At 45.2% G+C, this 15,773-nt stretch carries 24 protein-coding genes; all 24 read left to right on the top strand.

Annotated features, from left to right (window positions below; genetic code table 11):
• On the top strand, positions 1–1,903 hold a 1,903-nt coding region (locus tag Q0688_RS05000; protein WP_299073804.1), incomplete at its 5' end, for a LamG domain-containing protein.
• A gap of 57 nt (positions 1,904–1,960) precedes the next feature.
• Positions 1,961–2,518, top strand: a complete 558-nt coding sequence (locus Q0688_RS04995; RefSeq protein WP_299073803.1) for a hypothetical protein — start codon at positions 1,961–1,963, stop codon at positions 2,516–2,518.
• On the top strand, positions 2,505–2,744 hold the full coding sequence (locus Q0688_RS04990; RefSeq protein ID WP_299073801.1) for a hypothetical protein: 240 nt from the start codon (positions 2,505–2,507) through the stop codon (positions 2,742–2,744). The genes Q0688_RS04995 and Q0688_RS04990 overlap by 14 nt, the downstream gene beginning before the upstream one ends.
• A gap of 9 nt (positions 2,745–2,753) precedes the next feature.
• The gene (locus tag Q0688_RS04985) at positions 2,754–3,101 is read left to right on the top strand and encodes a hypothetical protein (protein WP_299073799.1); all 348 of its coding nucleotides are present in this window, start codon (positions 2,754–2,756) and stop codon (positions 3,099–3,101) included.
• 10 nt (positions 3,102–3,111) lie between these two features.
• On the top strand, positions 3,112–4,896 hold the full coding sequence (gene terL, locus Q0688_RS04980; protein ID WP_299073797.1) for a phage terminase large subunit: 1,785 nt from the start codon (positions 3,112–3,114) through the stop codon (positions 4,894–4,896).
• A 10-nt stretch (positions 4,897–4,906) separates the two neighbouring features.
• Positions 4,907–5,542, top strand: coding sequence for a hypothetical protein (locus Q0688_RS04975; RefSeq protein ID WP_299073795.1), 636 nt, complete (start codon positions 4,907–4,909; stop codon positions 5,540–5,542).
• Between the two features lie 77 nt (positions 5,543–5,619).
• A complete protein-coding gene (locus tag Q0688_RS04970; protein WP_299073793.1) occupies positions 5,620–6,261 on the top strand; it encodes a glycoside hydrolase family 19 protein in 642 nt (213 codons plus the stop codon).
• Positions 6,227–6,640 (top strand): 3TM-type holin, encoded by a 414-nt coding sequence (locus Q0688_RS04965; protein WP_299073791.1) that lies wholly within the window; start codon positions 6,227–6,229, stop codon positions 6,638–6,640. The genes Q0688_RS04970 and Q0688_RS04965 overlap by 35 nt, the downstream gene beginning before the upstream one ends.
• Positions 6,641–6,692: 52 nt before the next feature.
• Entirely contained in the window at positions 6,693–7,016 is a 324-nt protein-coding gene (locus Q0688_RS04960; RefSeq protein WP_299073789.1) for a hypothetical protein, read from the top strand.
• Positions 7,017–7,256: 240 nt separating this feature from the next.
• A complete protein-coding gene (locus tag Q0688_RS04955) occupies positions 7,257–7,493 on the top strand; it encodes a hypothetical protein (protein WP_299073787.1) in 237 nt (78 codons plus the stop codon).
• Positions 7,490–7,756: a hypothetical protein gene (locus Q0688_RS04950; RefSeq protein WP_299073785.1), complete on the top strand. Its 267-nt coding sequence runs from the start codon at positions 7,490–7,492 to the stop codon at positions 7,754–7,756. The genes Q0688_RS04955 and Q0688_RS04950 overlap by 4 nt, the downstream gene beginning before the upstream one ends.
• A gap of 1,405 nt (positions 7,757–9,161) precedes the next feature.
• The gene (locus Q0688_RS04945; RefSeq protein ID WP_299073784.1) at positions 9,162–9,743 is read left to right on the top strand and encodes a hypothetical protein; all 582 of its coding nucleotides are present in this window, start codon (positions 9,162–9,164) and stop codon (positions 9,741–9,743) included.
• A gap of 35 nt (positions 9,744–9,778) precedes the next feature.
• Positions 9,779–10,039, top strand: coding sequence for a hypothetical protein (locus Q0688_RS04940; RefSeq protein WP_299073782.1), 261 nt, complete (start codon positions 9,779–9,781; stop codon positions 10,037–10,039).
• A 177-nt stretch (positions 10,040–10,216) separates the two neighbouring features.
• Positions 10,217–10,345: a hypothetical protein gene (locus tag Q0688_RS04935; protein WP_299073780.1), complete on the top strand. Its 129-nt coding sequence runs from the start codon at positions 10,217–10,219 to the stop codon at positions 10,343–10,345.
• Positions 10,346–10,532: 187 nt separating this feature from the next.
• Complete coding sequence (locus Q0688_RS04930; RefSeq protein ID WP_299073778.1) at positions 10,533–10,739, top strand: hypothetical protein; 207 nt, start codon at positions 10,533–10,535, stop codon at positions 10,737–10,739.
• Between the two features lie 243 nt (positions 10,740–10,982).
• Complete coding sequence (locus Q0688_RS04925; protein ID WP_299073776.1) at positions 10,983–11,324, top strand: hypothetical protein; 342 nt, start codon at positions 10,983–10,985, stop codon at positions 11,322–11,324.
• A gap of 97 nt (positions 11,325–11,421) precedes the next feature.
• Complete coding sequence (locus Q0688_RS04920; RefSeq protein ID WP_299073775.1) at positions 11,422–11,817, top strand: hypothetical protein; 396 nt, start codon at positions 11,422–11,424, stop codon at positions 11,815–11,817.
• On the top strand, positions 11,801–12,445 hold the full coding sequence (locus tag Q0688_RS04915; RefSeq protein ID WP_299073774.1) for a hypothetical protein: 645 nt from the start codon (positions 11,801–11,803) through the stop codon (positions 12,443–12,445). The genes Q0688_RS04920 and Q0688_RS04915 overlap by 17 nt, the downstream gene beginning before the upstream one ends.
• A 48-nt stretch (positions 12,446–12,493) precedes the next feature.
• Positions 12,494–12,955: a hypothetical protein gene (locus tag Q0688_RS04910; RefSeq protein WP_299073773.1), complete on the top strand. Its 462-nt coding sequence runs from the start codon at positions 12,494–12,496 to the stop codon at positions 12,953–12,955.
• Between the two features lie 398 nt (positions 12,956–13,353).
• The gene (locus tag Q0688_RS04905) at positions 13,354–13,890 is read left to right on the top strand and encodes a hypothetical protein (RefSeq protein WP_299073771.1); all 537 of its coding nucleotides are present in this window, start codon (positions 13,354–13,356) and stop codon (positions 13,888–13,890) included.
• Between the two features lie 31 nt (positions 13,891–13,921).
• Positions 13,922–14,197 carry a hypothetical protein gene (locus Q0688_RS04900; protein WP_299073769.1) on the top strand — a complete coding sequence of 92 codons (276 nt, stop codon included), beginning with the start codon at positions 13,922–13,924 and terminating at the stop codon, positions 14,195–14,197.
• The gene (locus Q0688_RS04895; RefSeq protein WP_299073767.1) at positions 14,194–14,442 is read left to right on the top strand and encodes a hypothetical protein; all 249 of its coding nucleotides are present in this window, start codon (positions 14,194–14,196) and stop codon (positions 14,440–14,442) included. The genes Q0688_RS04900 and Q0688_RS04895 overlap by 4 nt, the downstream gene beginning before the upstream one ends.
• A gap of 251 nt (positions 14,443–14,693) precedes the next feature.
• Positions 14,694–15,488 (top strand): toprim domain-containing protein, encoded by a 795-nt coding sequence (locus Q0688_RS04890; RefSeq protein WP_299073765.1) that lies wholly within the window; start codon positions 14,694–14,696, stop codon positions 15,486–15,488.
• On the top strand, positions 15,478–15,773 hold a 296-nt coding region (locus Q0688_RS04885), incomplete at its 3' end, for a hypothetical protein (protein ID WP_299073763.1). The genes Q0688_RS04890 and Q0688_RS04885, both read left to right, overlap by 11 nt.

Below are 15,773 nucleotides of genomic sequence, written 5' to 3'. Positions count from 1 at the left end.
GACAGGAATGTCAACTTCCGCCTATTTTGATGGTTCCGGGGATCAAATTACCATTGATTCTAATACTTGCTTTGATTACTCTAAAGGTGATTTTACTATAGAAGCTTATGTTCGATTAGGTCGGGTATCTGGCACACAATCGTTACATCATGGAACACCTCCTAGTGGTGGTAGTCCTCATTTATTTTTCTCAGGAACAAATTTAAAATTAGATGATGGATTATCTGCACATTTAACAGGATCAAGCACCCTTGTTGTAGATACGTGGTATCACATTGCTGCTGTGAATGATAACGGAACTTGGCGAATATATGTTGATGGTGTTCAAGATGCGTCTGGTGCAGCAAGGACTTTAGGTAGTGGTGCAACTACTGTAAAAATTAGTCTTTCAAGCTCACCGTTACAAGGACATATAAGTAACTACCGGATTACAAATGGTGTCTGTCGTTATCCAGGTGGCACAACCTTCACTCCCCCCTCATTGCCACTTGCTGTTGATGCTTCAACTGGAATTGATAAGTACACTACTATGATGCTGCATTTCGAAGATGATACGGATGATAGTAGTATTTATAACAATCATCCCGATGTTCAAGGTGATGCTGCTGTAAGTATAACTGAAACAAAACTCGGCACAAAAACTTTAGAACTTGACGGTACTGGCGACTATTTAGACATTAACCCCTGTCCGGTATCAATGCATCCAGAATTGGGTGACTGGACGATTGACTTCTGGTTATTTTTGAAAGACCATACTGCATCCCAAGGTATATTTGCTATCGGGGAATACACAGACGGCATTTATTGTCGTGTACTGAGTTCCACGCAAATCGATATCTACATCAATGGTGTTAGAACCATAATCAATTGGTCATCTACTCTTGATCAATGGTATCACGTAGCGTTCACTCGTTACGGTGGGACAGTACAGATGTGGATTGACGGTGTTGCACAGGGTTCGTCATGGACCGACACGAGTGACATTGATCCAACGACAAGGCTTCAAGTCGGTGCTGTTGATGGAGGTGCTCAAGCTATAGCTGCGCATTACGATGAATTTCGTTTTAGCACTGGTATAGCTAGATGGACCGATGCGTTTACACCACCTACAGACCGTTACAGTGGATTTGCATATAATGCCGTGCATGTTGCCTCAATAGATTCCTTACCTCTAACTGCATTGAGTACAAGGAAACTTAATGATTGGTATTACGGGCCTTGTATGCGTGTCCGTCGTGACAGCGATGATGACGAAATTGATATATGGTTTAATTCAAGCGGTGATCTTGATGAAACTGCATTGACTGATTTTGTTGGGGCTAATCAGGGTTTTATTTCTGTGTGGTATGATCAATCGCTCAACAGCAATAATGCAAGACAATCTACTGATGCTAGTCAACCTCAAATTACTAATGCAAGCGGTGTAATCCATAAAATAAATGGAGTTCCTTCTCCTTTCTTCGACAGTTCTAAAAGCTTGTATTTCAGTTTTGATGAGGCTGTAACATTAACCAGAACTTTATCTATTATTGGTGATCCACATACTGTATCGGGTTATATGTGGATAATGAGTAACCCTGTTATCTATCCGTGGCATTACGGAGCTGCTGGTCAATGGGTTAATACTAGTTTTTCTAATGCAGTAGTTCATGGTGGTGATTGGCGGGTGGACGGTTCGGATGTTGCTTCTCCTAGCACCACAGCCATGCCTTCCACACCGTTTAACATGAATATGACAACTACAGGCTTAGGTGCAACTTACGCTAGACTTTGTAAAGCTACAACCTATACTAATCGTGGTTTCTATGGGTATATTAGTGAAGTTATAACATGGCCCGATGAATTGACTTCACTAGAAAGAACAACTCTTGAAAGTAATCAAGATACATACTGGGGTCTCTAATTGGTTGAAAACTTCACACCATCTACAGAGGCGCACAACTAAACAGAAAGGTCTAATATGGATCATGTAGTTTTATTTACCGGATTGAGTTCGTCCATCTCCCCTAAACTAAGGAAGTGGGCGTATCATCTGGAAGGCGTTATCGAAGGCATCACCTTTGACGAGGACGGTATTGATGCAAAGGTAGAGATTTGGGATGATTGGCGCGACACATTGCGTTTGATACTCGCTGATCCCGACCCCGGTATCATTATGGTCTTTGGTCATTCCAATGGCGTCTATGCAGGCAACGAGTTAATCAATGCTCTTGAGAAGCATGGGATCACTGTTCACTACTATGCAGCTATTGACCCCACACTTAAACGCTTCCCGTCATTGGGCAGCAATGTAGAGGTCGTAGATCAGTTCAATGCCACTTCCGGCATTGTGGCGATTGGCCGAAAGCTATCCTGCGGTAAACTAGGAAAGCTTCACCCTGCAAGACGGTTCACTGGGAAGTTGACTTCTTATACAGTAAAAGGCAGTCATACAGGTATCGCCTCGTCTTCCAAGCTGCGTAAGATCGTCAAAAAATCCCTCGCTAAGGTTATGGGAGACTTTCATGGTCAAGGGTGACGAAAACAAACTCCTGATTATCGTCGGTGAAATACGTTCTGACATCAAGCACATTCTTGACAGTGAGAAAGATCAAACCGCCCGTATGGAGAAATTGGAAGAACGTCAAAGACATCTGGAAGCCCAGATAGCTACATCCAAAGGACGACAGACAGCATTGGTTGTTATGATCCCGTTGGTGATATCTATTGTGGGTTTCTTGATGACGCACTTCGCAACCAAGTAAGGAAAGTCTATGGCAAAAGGAGCCGCAACAGAAGCCGCCCTCGGTGGTATACACATGAAGCTGACAAACATCTACATGAAGATACTGCAAAGGTATTCTGACAAGTTGGATGCGTTGGCTGAAATCAATACGGATGCCGTAGCAGATGAAATGCTGGAAATCCTATTGGGCGATGATGCTTTGCCTTCCCCTGCCATGCTCAGTGCAGTATCGAAATTCCTCAAGGATAACGAGGTCACGATGGACACAGAGCAGCTTGACGAATTGTCAGCTATGGAAGAGAGGCTGAAAAACAAAAGCAGAGATCGACCTAACCTACAACAGATATCAAATCTGAAGCTGGTTGACAATGGTTGATTGCAGAAAGATGACACCTGTCGAACGGTGGGCAGAACTAAAGGCCCTTCAAGAGGCTTACCCCACCTTCGACACGTTTCTGTACGATGTTATCAACGGCCTCATGGGGTTCGATTGTACAGCAAACCAAATTGATATGGGGAACTACCTACAATACGGTCCTCAATACAGAATGATCCAAGCGCAACGTGGTCAGGCTAAGACAACAGTCACAGCCGCCTATGCAGTTTGGAGATTGATCCATACACCTTCAGATCGGATACTGATTATATCATCCGGTGATAAGATGGCGAAAGAGATTTCGGGTTGGGTCATTCAGATCATTACTGGAATGGAAGAGCTATCCTGTATGCTGCCTGACAAGGCGCACGGTGACCGTTCTTCTATTGAGGCATATGATGTCCACTATGAGCTAAAAGGCCCTGAGAAGTCTCCGAGCGTAGCCTGTGTGGGTATTACAGCGAACCTTCAGGGTAAGCGGGCAGACGTATTGATTGCTGACGATATCGAAAGTCAGAAAAACTCTTTGACCGCAGAGATGCGTGAGAAGATAATTCACCTATCACGAGATTTCACTTCAATCTGTTCTAAGGGCGATATCATTTATCTTGGTACACCTCAGAGCATTGACAGTATTTATAACGGTCTACCGGGCCGTGGATTTGGTATCCGCATTTGGCCGGGGAGATATCCGACAGTTGAAGAAGAAGAGAATTATGGTGCCTACTTGGCTCCCATGATTAAGAAGGCAATGACCGACAACCCGTCCCTGCGGACTGGTGGTGGTATGATGGGGACCAGAGGGCAACCTACTGATCACGTCATTCTTGGTGAAGATGTTCTCGTTAAGAAAGAACTCGATCAGGGCGCAGCTTACTTCCAGCTTCAGCATATGTTGGATACGCGACTGAGTGACCTTGCAAGATTTCCTCTCAAGATCGAGAGAATTATATTCATGCATGTGCCACCCACAAGTGCGCCCATTCATATACACTCGAACCAGTCACCAGAGAACAGGATCATCCTGCCTAGTGACTACCCGGTAAAGAGTAAGTTCTTTCGCGCCTCCAACTTCGGACAAGAGTACGGTGCCTATCAAGGTGTCCATATGTACATTGACCCGGCTGGTGGTGGAGAGAATGGTGACGAAACAGCATACGCCGTGACCCGGTTCTCTTCGGGGAAGATTTTCCTTGTAGCAGTCGGTGGCGTTCCCGGTGGTCTTGGTCAAGAGGCTATGGATTTGCTGACAGAAGTTGCTGTGAAATTCAAACCATTCAAAATTACCATTGAGGAAAACTATGGTAAGGGTGCTTTGTCTAGCACACTACAACCTATATTATTCAGAGCACATTCGTGTGAGATTGAAGACGTGTGGGAGAGTGGTCAAAAGGAATTACGAATAATTGATACGATGGAGCCGTTGATCGGTGCCGGACGATTTATCGTTGATGAGGAACTCATTGATGAAGATTGGGCAGCATGTCAACAATATCCGACTGACAAAAAAGCGTCGTTCTCTTTGTTCCAACAGATATCTAAGATTACGAGAGATCGTGGATCATTGATACATGAAGACCGATTGGATGCTGTCGCAGGTACTTGCCGTAACTGGCTAGAAGATCTGAAGCAGGATGAAGATCATGCGGCTGCTGTCGCACAACGTAAGAAATATGAGCAAATGATGCAAAACCCCTTGGGTAACAGATCAGGCACACCCGCTGGATTTTCCAGTATGGTGCGTGGTGGCTCAACAATCAACAACTCATTAGCCTCACTCAAGAGGCGCTGGTAAAGGATACCACATGACTAACAAAACTAACGAAGATCGTCACGCTGAAGCTGCTCACAAAATGGATGTGAATGCAAAGCCTGCAAGCGCTCAGACAAGTCCTTCTAAACCTGCCAACGTTGCGAACCTCAATGACCCAAACCTCAAAGACGGAACATCAAAGCTACCGCGCCAGTCAAACTATTCGAACCCAAAACGCGGGACGAATGAAAAAGGTCTCGACCTTCCACAGGATGTACAAAACATTACTCCTCGGATGCGTAGAGAGATTTCTCGTTCGATTGGACGCATGGGTGGTAAGAAAGAAAACCTAGATTTGGTTGTCGATACTATGCGCCAGTTCATCAAGTTTGCTGAGCTACAGTATGATAAACAGGCTGACAAAATCGCCCGGTTGGTTGCTGCACAGAACGAAGCTGAAGAGAAGCGCCGTGAGGCCCACTTCAAGACACAGCTTGGCCGTTTGCAGAACACTCAGAAAGAGATTGCTGATAAGCAAGCTGAAGCTGCTCGTTTGAGCGCTGCTCTGGGTCTGGACACCGACACCAAGGACGATGAGCCTGCAAAGGTTGAGAAGGAACTGTCGCCACAGCAACGTGCCGCTATTACGCGTAAAGAGAATGCCGCTAAAGCTGCTGCTGGCAAATAATGGACCGTAAAAAGTTCTACTCGCTTGTACGGAAGGAGATGCCGAGAGGCAAGCTCACTTCTGTGCAGGTAGAGACGATGAATGCGATCTTTGACGAAGTTGACGATATGCAGTTATCACACGTCGCGTATATATTGGCTACAATCCATCATGAAACTGGTGGTACGTTTGAGGCTTGTCGGGAAGGGTTCCACAATAAACCCAAGACCCATGCAAACGCACTCAAGGCTGTAGCTTGGTTGTACAGACACAAGAAGATTTCTACCAACTACGCATTGCCGCAGAAGAATGGTAAGTGCTATTATGGCCGTGGTCTGGTTCAGATCACATGGTACGACAATTACAAGAAGCTATCCAAACACGTTGGTGTTGATCTGGTGAGATATCCTGATCGGGCATTGGACTTGGATATAGCTGTCCGCATAACTGTCGTTGGAATGGTCAAAGGATTATTCCGTAAAGGCAAGTCGTTATCGAAGATGCTACCTGAAGCTCCCACCACAACACAGTGGAAACGCGCTAGGGACATCATCAACGGCGATATAAAGAAAAATGGACCTGTCATAGGTCGAAAGGCTGTTCGCTTCCTGCTAGCTTTAGAAGCCTCTCAGACTGTGCATGATGAGGTCGAGAAACCGAAGGTCGTCAAGAAAACGATCAAGAAGAAAAAGAAGGAGAGTTTACTTGGGAGTATTCGACATTGGTTCAGGCGTCGCTGAAGTTGTCAAAGGTCTATTTGGACTGATTGATGACGCGCATACGTCTGACGAAGAGAAAGCCGAGCAACGTCTCAGGGTCATGGAAATGGCTGCGAGTGGTGATTTGGCTCAAATGAAGATCAACGAGAACGAGGCTGCAAGCGAAAACATGTTTGTGTCTGGTTGGCGTCCGGCTGTCGGCTGGATTTGTGTGACTGCACTCGCGTGGCAATTTATTGCTCTGCCTATCGTGCTCACATTCGCCGGGTTGTTCGGATTTGATACTTCATTGATCAAAGACGCCGAGCTTGATGCTCTGATGCCTATTCTGATGGGTATGTTGGGTATGGGCGCACTGCGGACCTATGAGAAGGTCACAGGCGTAGCTCGTAAGAAATAGTCTGCTCGACTTAAAGAGCGTTCATGAACACAACCAAAAGAAAGAGATTATTATGCCTAAATTCAAAGGTTCCCTCGTTTCCGCAACTGCCGCTGTTGATTGGCACGACATTAAAGCCTCGTCTGCTCTTGCTGACGGCATCAAAGGTGAATTTGTCATCCGTACTGACGTAGCTACTCGCGTAGCCATCGGTGTGGCCAACCCCGGTACATCTACATCTGCTGGTATTGCTACCGTAGCCGGAGAGGCAGTTCGCTGTGTTCTCGGTGCTGAAGCTGCTAACCAGAACGTCTGGGTTTCTACCCCTGCTGACCAAAGCTCCGTTGGAGTTGAAGTCGATGGCGGTGGCGAAGATGCTCTCGTAGTTATCGCGTAAGCTCAAAAAAAAAATGTAAGACCCTGATCGTCCCTGCTTTGCACACGGCAGGGTCAAGCGTCTTGTCATTCAATGAATACACTATCGTGTGTGCCCGTTTAATCACAAGACCAAACAGGAGAGTAAAATGGAAAAATACGGAATGTTGGATCATATGTCCACAGTCGAAACAAACTTGCTGCATTACGTGATTATGTTGGCGGTATTCACTATCGTGATCAGTCACATTAGGAGAAAATTATGAACTTTCAAAATTACTATTCGAAGCCAATCATAAGAAACGCTGCGGAAATACCTGTAGACAGCGTTATCGAGTACTACCCTGAGAAATCAGAGGCGTGTGTTGATGAACAGTATTTCAAATGCTATGAAGAGCCAAAGCACGGCGACTTCGTTGTTTACCTGAATGACGAAGATATCTATCATTGTTCCCGTAAAGTGTTCTTCGAGCGCAACGAGAGGGAGCCTATCAAATGAACCATACTGTACACGGCCTTGTAAAGCCGCTGGAGCACGTTTTGACTTGCCCCTTGCCATCGGCCATTGATACTGAGAAAGTCGCTCAGGCGATAGATGCGAGCTACTGGATCGGTGTTACGATGACACTCGGACTGTGCGTCCTCGCGCTATTGGCTAAGAAGCTCTATAACATCTTCTCGGCCTACATGGAGACCAGAATGACTGCGGTTATTCCTTTGGATAGGGTAATAGCCAGAGCTAGAAAGCAATTAGGTATTTAAACGCCCTCAGAAGCCCGTACAGAGGCTTTAATTTCCCGTAGATGATTACGCATAAAGTTCCTAGAACTCGCTGTGTGATCATCTGTGTGGATCGTATCTGGTAAATTGGAGATTTAAATGGGACTACCGACAATCATCGTACTCGTATTTGTTATTTTAATGTGTTTAGCCATTCTGGAGATACTGTGGATGCTGTGGAGATATTGATCGTAAAAAAATGATATATTTTTCTGAGGGGGTATCTATAGATACTGGCCGCCCCATTGTCCCCATGGCCCCCTCTTATATTAGAATGTGCTAATCTACCCTGTATTCATTATTTTGAATGTGTTTGGTTATCGGTTCATATTAGCATGTTCTAATTTAGCTTGGTTGTATGTATCATTTGTCTAATTTAGCTCAATCTAATACAAGCTTGCCCTTGCTTTCCCATCTATCTCTTTTCATTGCTGTCAACTCATTGATTATATTGCATTAATCCTAATGTGACCCCTATGGATAGATATATGCCTATTATATCCCTTATATTATATCTATATTATCTAATACTATGTAATACTGTATAAGATATTGATTATATTAATCTATTTATAATACTGATTATATCTATATTCTATTTATATTGATTATTACCTTATTATCATACTGAATAACACCAAATATTATGATAGTGGTTTATATCCATTTTAAGAGCCACTGAGAGCCATTTAGATTTTATGGTACTTTGCATCCTAAAAATCATTGAAGCGATTTGTCCACTGTTTGTTCTCATTCTGTTCTACTTTAAACCGACAATCAAACAAAGGCAGAACAAAGCATGATCAAACCAAGCTCATATGTTCCACTCATTATATGGGCAAGAAAAATTGTTCAATCTATCTTATTTCAAATTAATTTCATTTTATCCCTTGCAATCTGATTGGCCAATCCCTATCTATGGTTGGTAGACGGCAACAACGATGAAACGGACGGCAAGCGAATATATTTAGAACATAGTTCAAATTAAGCCTTGTAATTCAAATCATCAGTTCCTATCTAATAATAGAAGGCAACCAGCCCAAAAGGGCCACGCCAAATAGTTTACCACGCGGACTGTACTTTAGAACAGGCAGTTTAGCGACAAATGTACGGGCTTGCCGTGCTACTAGGGGTAAAGGGGATTGTACGTATATCCAACCGTGTTACGGGAATTGTTAGGGCCAGCATCGGTCACGCTCGCAAGGATTTGTCGCAACAATAGATTGACTTTCCAGCGAAACCGCGCCGATCAAATGCTACGCAATGAACCAACGGGAAGTTTAACACTTTGCTAGTCGCAGCTTTACGACCTGCGGCGAGTACGGTGTTGCTCGATATCATGACCGCCAATGGTGATGATATAGGCAACACGTAAAAAGGAAAACACATGACAATGATTAAACTTGATGCACTACGCAAGTCGGATGATAGCGAGCAATTTGTGCTGGCAGTCCAAAGCTTCAAACGTCGCGGTGAAAACCTACAAATCGATATCCAGAAATATTTGATTGCTGTATCACAGCGTTGGGCTGAGACTGGGGACGTGCGACCAGCGGTCAAGCGTATCAACAACTTGCTGAATGAAACTCCTGATGGGATCAGAGCACACGCCCTGTATGCTTGGGTAGAAGCTTTCCTTGGATTTGTGATCATTGAAGGTGACCGGGATGATGCCGGACAATTCACGGCTGGCACTCGTAAACATACCGAATTGACTGTATCGGATATGGAAAAGCGGGAAAACCACTGGTACAAGTTCACACCACCAACGCCATACAAGCCCTGCAATCTGGATGATCTTATCAATGCGGTTATCAAGAAAGCTGCAACTAGGGTCAAGAAGGGCGTCAAAGACGTGGACAACATCGATCTGGATAAGCTGGCAGCATTGAAAGGCCTTGTTGCAAAAACGCCTGAGGCGGCTCCTGAGGCCGATACAGCTACCCCTGAGCTTGCACCAATCGCATAACTCACACAACTCAACTCAATCTGGAGACCAAAGCAATGAAAATGGCACCACGTACACAACAAGAAGCTAATGACGCATGGGATCGCAAACATAGGGCTGTAGGCAATCACAGTCCAGCGTTTCAAATACCGGGCCATGTCAAGCGCTTGGCAGTGTTCATTCTCACCATAGCTTTTGGTCTCCTTTTGGGGTCACAATTCCCTGCAATCGGTTTAACGATCTTTGGTCTTTGGTTAGGCTGGCAGATCGGTAAATTCATAAGAAGCGTAAAAAACACAATCGGATCGGAATATTAATCATGGCTAAACGTCGCAAATTTCACCCACTCGCAACCGCTGTAACTCGCGGTGAACCCCGTAACATGAAAAATCGCAAGCCGTATCGCACAGCAGCACAGAAGCGCTCTGCCCGGTTGGAGGCGACGATTGGTCGTAATGGTGCATGGGATGCATCCGGTATCAAGGTGAGCTACCATGCATAGATATTACGAACGCACAGCACAAGGCACAAAGCCTATCAACGAGTGGCGCTATATTGCGCAAATCAACGATGGGTGGCGTGTAACTCAATCTGAGCAGTACCTCACTGTGATTGAGCGATAAGTATTTGTTGGCGTCAAGGCGATGACCATCAATAGCCCTAGTGCACATCTCACCCAAACGACCCTAACCTAGAGGTGTGCACCAATAAGCGGGGTAACACCATGCTTCCCGATTAAAGATCGGCTTGGTTCTATGCTACTTATCCTCCAGAGGGTAGCATAGGCACAATTCTAGCAAAGGAATTATCATGACACTGCGACCTAATATTAACAACTTGCGAGCCAGAGCCAGAGCGCTTGACTTGCTTATTAGCAGAACTACCACTGAGCGAGATCGCCGTGATTTTGGCCATCATTTATACGTTGTGCATCAAGAGGGTATAGACCCCGACAATATGGATCAATACTCGCTGTACGGCGCACAACAAATCATCTGTGGGTTGGAGAAATCATGATCAGATTATATAGGGAAATACAGCTTTGGTTGTGGGTACGTCAGTACAAGAAAAGGGCCAGATAAATGGACGAGATACATCGTAAGGTTGACCGGGATTTTTATGACTATCGTAAGGAAATGTTCATACGGGCTTATGCCGCATCCCTATCGACCAATTCTCCGGATCGTGTACCTTTTATAGATGCTTATAACGCAGTAAAGCATTTCGAGCTATTTATGGCAGAGGATAAATAATATGGTTATGTCGTCACTGATTGTCGCAATAGTTTTGGTTGCCGCTATACTGGTAACTGCGAGCCGCATACTGAGTTTTAAAACTCTGTTGGGCCTTGCCACACCTATTGATGTAGTGTTCACTGTGATGCTGTTTTTCATCTTCTCAGGCACATTGGCCGGAATGGTGATTGCTACTATTGCAGGTCTTGTAATGGCTATCACGTTGTCTGTCGGGCGATACTTCTTTGGTTACAATCAAATAACTTTTGCTCGTAAGAAATGGTACAAGGGATTTGTATCACTCGGCTGGAGAGCCGTACCATCTAAAATCTACCCACAGGAGTACCAAACTTGGACTTACTCGTAATATTTGCCTGCGCTGCGTATTTTATATGGCAGGCTATAAAGGCGGATCGCATAGACAATGATCCGTGGTCATAACAGTCAATTGAAGGGATATCAAAATGACTAAAATCTATCGTGTGCATCAAGAAGGGGACGTACATAGGGGTCTATATCACTGCGACACTATGGTGGATATGGAATTGCAAGAATGCATCAGGCACCCGACGCCTGACCAAGATGCTGCATTAAGCGATTTCTGGTGCTCTATGGATTGGTTGAAGCAGGGGAACTATTACTTCGGTTTCAAATCGATAGCGCAATTAAAAAGTTGGATTTACCGCCAAGAGTGGCGGGACCAATTGCACTTGGATAATGTCGTCATATCTATTATAGAATGCGACGAGGCCCATCTAGGAGATACACAGGCTGTATTTAATATACGGTCAGGGTATTACGTGACAGGTACATTGTATTTCAACGAATTGGAGAATTTACAACATGACATTAACAACTAAAGCAATCGCACAACGCCAAGCTATTTTTAATACAGTATATCGCGGATTGAGAGCACAGAATTGGATACAATCTGTTAAAAACGATAAGGCAGATCACCCGCAGTGTAAGTACGTGTCGGGAAATAATAGGTGCGCTGCTGGTCATCTTATAAATCCGCGACACTACCACGTCAGTTTAGAGGGCAACACAGTGAATGTCGAGGTTGTTCGCGATGCACTGCGCAAAAGTGGTATTGATGACGATTATTGGGATTTTGTCAAGCGTCTTCAGATAATCCATGATGAGAAGTCTACCCCACCTGCTATGTGGGAAGGGTTCATGCGGATTGCAGAAGAGTACAACTTCGAAATTCCAAAGCCGGAACGACAGGAACCAGAGTTCTCTTTGAACCCGTTAAAATGGATTACTGCAACAAGTGCAATGATGCATCTATCTTGTTTGGTCAATGGCCTGATCGGTAACGAGTATTCACAGCCGTATTGTGCTTACTTGTTTCATACTTTGTGGACATCTTCCAGCGTGGAAAGGGTTGCCGAGGCTGGCCGAAAGATTGACTTTATCAACAAGATCACTGGTGATCCCGATCACTGCTGGAACAGCTACAACAACTGGAGAAATAACCAATGACCAATCTTCTGAACTCTGCATTCAAGAGCGTACAAGGAACTGTATAACATGGGCAACAAAACACAATCAGGCGGTGTCTGCGAGCACTCGAAAGAATACCGCTACAAGGAATTTATCATCTTTTCTGTCAGTGGCAGCATTCAGAAAAACGCTGAGTTCTGGTCGTGGGCAACAGCACAGGGTTTATCCATAAAGCTGTTGTTTGGATGCTACAAAGGTAAACCCGAACGCAGTTACATTGTACCTTTTGCGCAGTTCTACCTGTATTCACGATGGACCGCTCTACAAGAGAGTGTGTTACTTTTATCAGGCAATGAGCGTACTCATGCCGGGGGTAGAACTGCTAGTCTTCATTGGATAAACGGTCCGCAGTATGGACGCAGACCTACCATTCTTGGTAAGCTGATCAACACTACCGCTGCATTCGCCAAGACACGTGAGAACTGGTCGTACTGCCCAACCACTCATGAATACTGGGTAACAGAGAATGCTCAGGAGTGGCTCAAATGAGGCTGGTACACAAAGATGGTAGCGAGGTTGCGGTAGACGACCCCGTAACTGATTTTCGCGGAGAGCCGGCCACTGTCGTAGCTTGGTGCAAGCCCCATAAACCAGCCTCGTCAAAGGCGGGTTCTGCGTTCAGCTTTTGTTTGGTGAAGTGGGTTGCATTGATAGTCATAATCTGGCTCGCTTTGCAGTACCACCGAATACCGTAAAGGCCAGCCTGTTCAAACAGGCTAAGCCAAAGCGGCGTAACGAACTTGTCAAATACTATTGTGATGTCTGTGAAGATGTTGGCGGATCAGAGTTCCTATGGGATAGCTGGTGCGGAATAGTTGCTGATAAAAATTCAATGACTGCTGATGAAATATCTCGTTTGCACGTCACAATCTTGAAGGGATAAGATCATGGACTTCAGAACTAAACTCATAATAGCCGTTGGTGTGATACTAACTGGCTCGGCACTGGCACATGATGCCAGAAGTGACAGCCTGTATTTCGACCAATTGAAGGGTCGATACACTTACGTAAATATGGAGACAGAGAAGGATAAGGTTGCAAAACCATTCCCGAAAAAGGTTGTCCGCATCACGTATGACGGCGGGGGAAATATGAACCAATATTACCGCACCATTGCGGTTTGGGCTATCGACGGTACTCAAGTACGTATTGCTGGTTCCTGTTGGTCTGCCTGTACTATGTACCTCGCATTGCCGGATGTATGCTTGGAAGAGACAGCCTCATTGCATTTCCATGCACCTCGTAGACCAAACGGCTCAGGGGGCGATCATTTTAACCCTCGCGTCACAAACAAAATGTTCAACATGTATCCGCAGAAAATCAAGAACTGGATACAAAACAACGGGGGATTAGGGCGTGACTGGATACATTTCATGGGGCCAAAACACATCCTCGTCAATGCAGCACCGATCTGTGCTGATTGATGCAGATTACTCTAAATTGGAAAGAATTATTATGAGCAAAGTACAGCTTCGCCGCTTCGGTAGTGCTACCGTAGTAGATCACTCTGATGTCTCTGATGTCATCAAAGTTCTGGAAGACCTCGGCCACAGCCCTGATGTTGTGTTCATGGAAGACGAGCCGGATTTCATTGACGAGATCGTATGGGAAGATGAAGAGACGCCCATGCGCCTAACAGTTGGTGACTGGATCGTAGTCATTGGTGATCATTACTTGATCATGACTGACGAAGATTTCTACACCCATTTCAAGCACGTAGTCTTCGGATGAATGACAAGTGGATCAATGCAAGGTGCGGTCAATGTAAATTTCACATTGCTCCGCATTGCAGACAAGCGCCGCCTCAACCTTGGCAAAATGGTTGGGGAGAGCACTCGGCTCAATACCCGTTTGTTCAGGCTAGGTCTCCAGCCTGTTCAAAGTTTGAGGATATAGATGACTTACTGTCCCCAGAGGATGAAGAGTGTATCGCACTGTTAACAAAGGCTAATTTCCCTCTTGGCAGCGAAATGTGATCCAAATGTGACCCCTATGAGGGCGAGAGGAATATGATGGAAAGCTCCCATTATGAGTTCATTGGAGTGGTACTAGTTCTTATGTCTGTATTTGAGACAGCAGGAAAAAGTATTTGGTCTCCTATATTAGGAATGACAGCAGCATTTCCTTTGGGTATGTTTGCTATACTGAATGAAGCTTGGTTTCTATTGATCCTGCAATTCATATTGTTTGGTCTACAATCTCGCGTTTACATACATTGGAAGAAAAAATGACAACATGGCAGGAAGTGGCTAATACATTAACGGTAGGTCAAAAAAGACGGTTTGCTTGTGACTGTGGGACGGACACTCCTGCCATTATTTCCAAGGATACCAAAGGGATATCTTTTTATTGTTTCCGTTGCGGTGAAAAAGACTGGGCTAAAGGTGCTCCGATGACACCAGCCGAGATCATAGCTGCACGGGAAGCACGAAACGAATTGGTGGAGGCACGGGTTATCCCTTCCCGGTGCATTCCACTATGCCACGAAGATTGTCCTTACGAGGCGTTCTCGTGGCCGCTGCTAGGAAACCTTACGCCGGAAGATGCTTCCGATAAATATGGGTTTCGATACGATCCACAGACACGTAGGGTCTGTATCCCTATAGAGAATGGTTTCCTAGCACGCCGGGTTTTTGCGGACGGCGGTGCGAAATACTATCGCAGTGCCGGGTCGGAGCCGTTTGTAGCGTATACCCTTACCACGTATAGCAGGTTTAAAGCTCCTGTAGTGGTCGTGGAGGACGTTATGAGTGCAATACGTGTCAACACAGCCGGATACTCTTCAGTGGCGCTCCTAGGCACCTCTCTGGGCATTGTAGCGGCTGGTCATATTGGTCAATGGTCAAACGTGATCTGTTGGACTGACATGGACGAAGCAGGAGACAAGGCATACAAGACGCTGAAGAAAAAACTAGCTCTTTATCCTTCCAAATTGCTTCGGATACAAACTGAGCGCGATCCTAAAGAAAACTGGATTGCAGAAATTCAAACACGAGTAGAAAGGGTAATGCATGGCACTTGATTTAGGGTTGCTGCGCTTGGTCAAACACAGAAAAGAATTTTCATCTCTGTACAACAGAATACCTCTGTCAGCGATGGACAAACAGACGCAAGCAATCATTAAAGATTTCGGTGTGTATTTCGAGAAGTTTCCAGAGGCCAATGTGGTCAACATGGAATTGTTCTTGCCAGTATTCCGATCTCTTCATCCATCATTGAAAGACGAGGACGTTGGAGCCTACGCCAAGGTATTTGGTAATCTGGGCGTGGACCTGTCAGAAGATGATATACTAGGCCTGCTCAAATC

This window comes from uncultured Paraglaciecola sp. (genome assembly GCF_937123705.1).
Lineage (GTDB): Bacteria > Pseudomonadota > Gammaproteobacteria > Enterobacterales > Alteromonadaceae > Paraglaciecola.
Note: the sequence above shows the minus strand (reverse complement) of the source record. Positions and strands in the feature narration are given on the sequence as shown.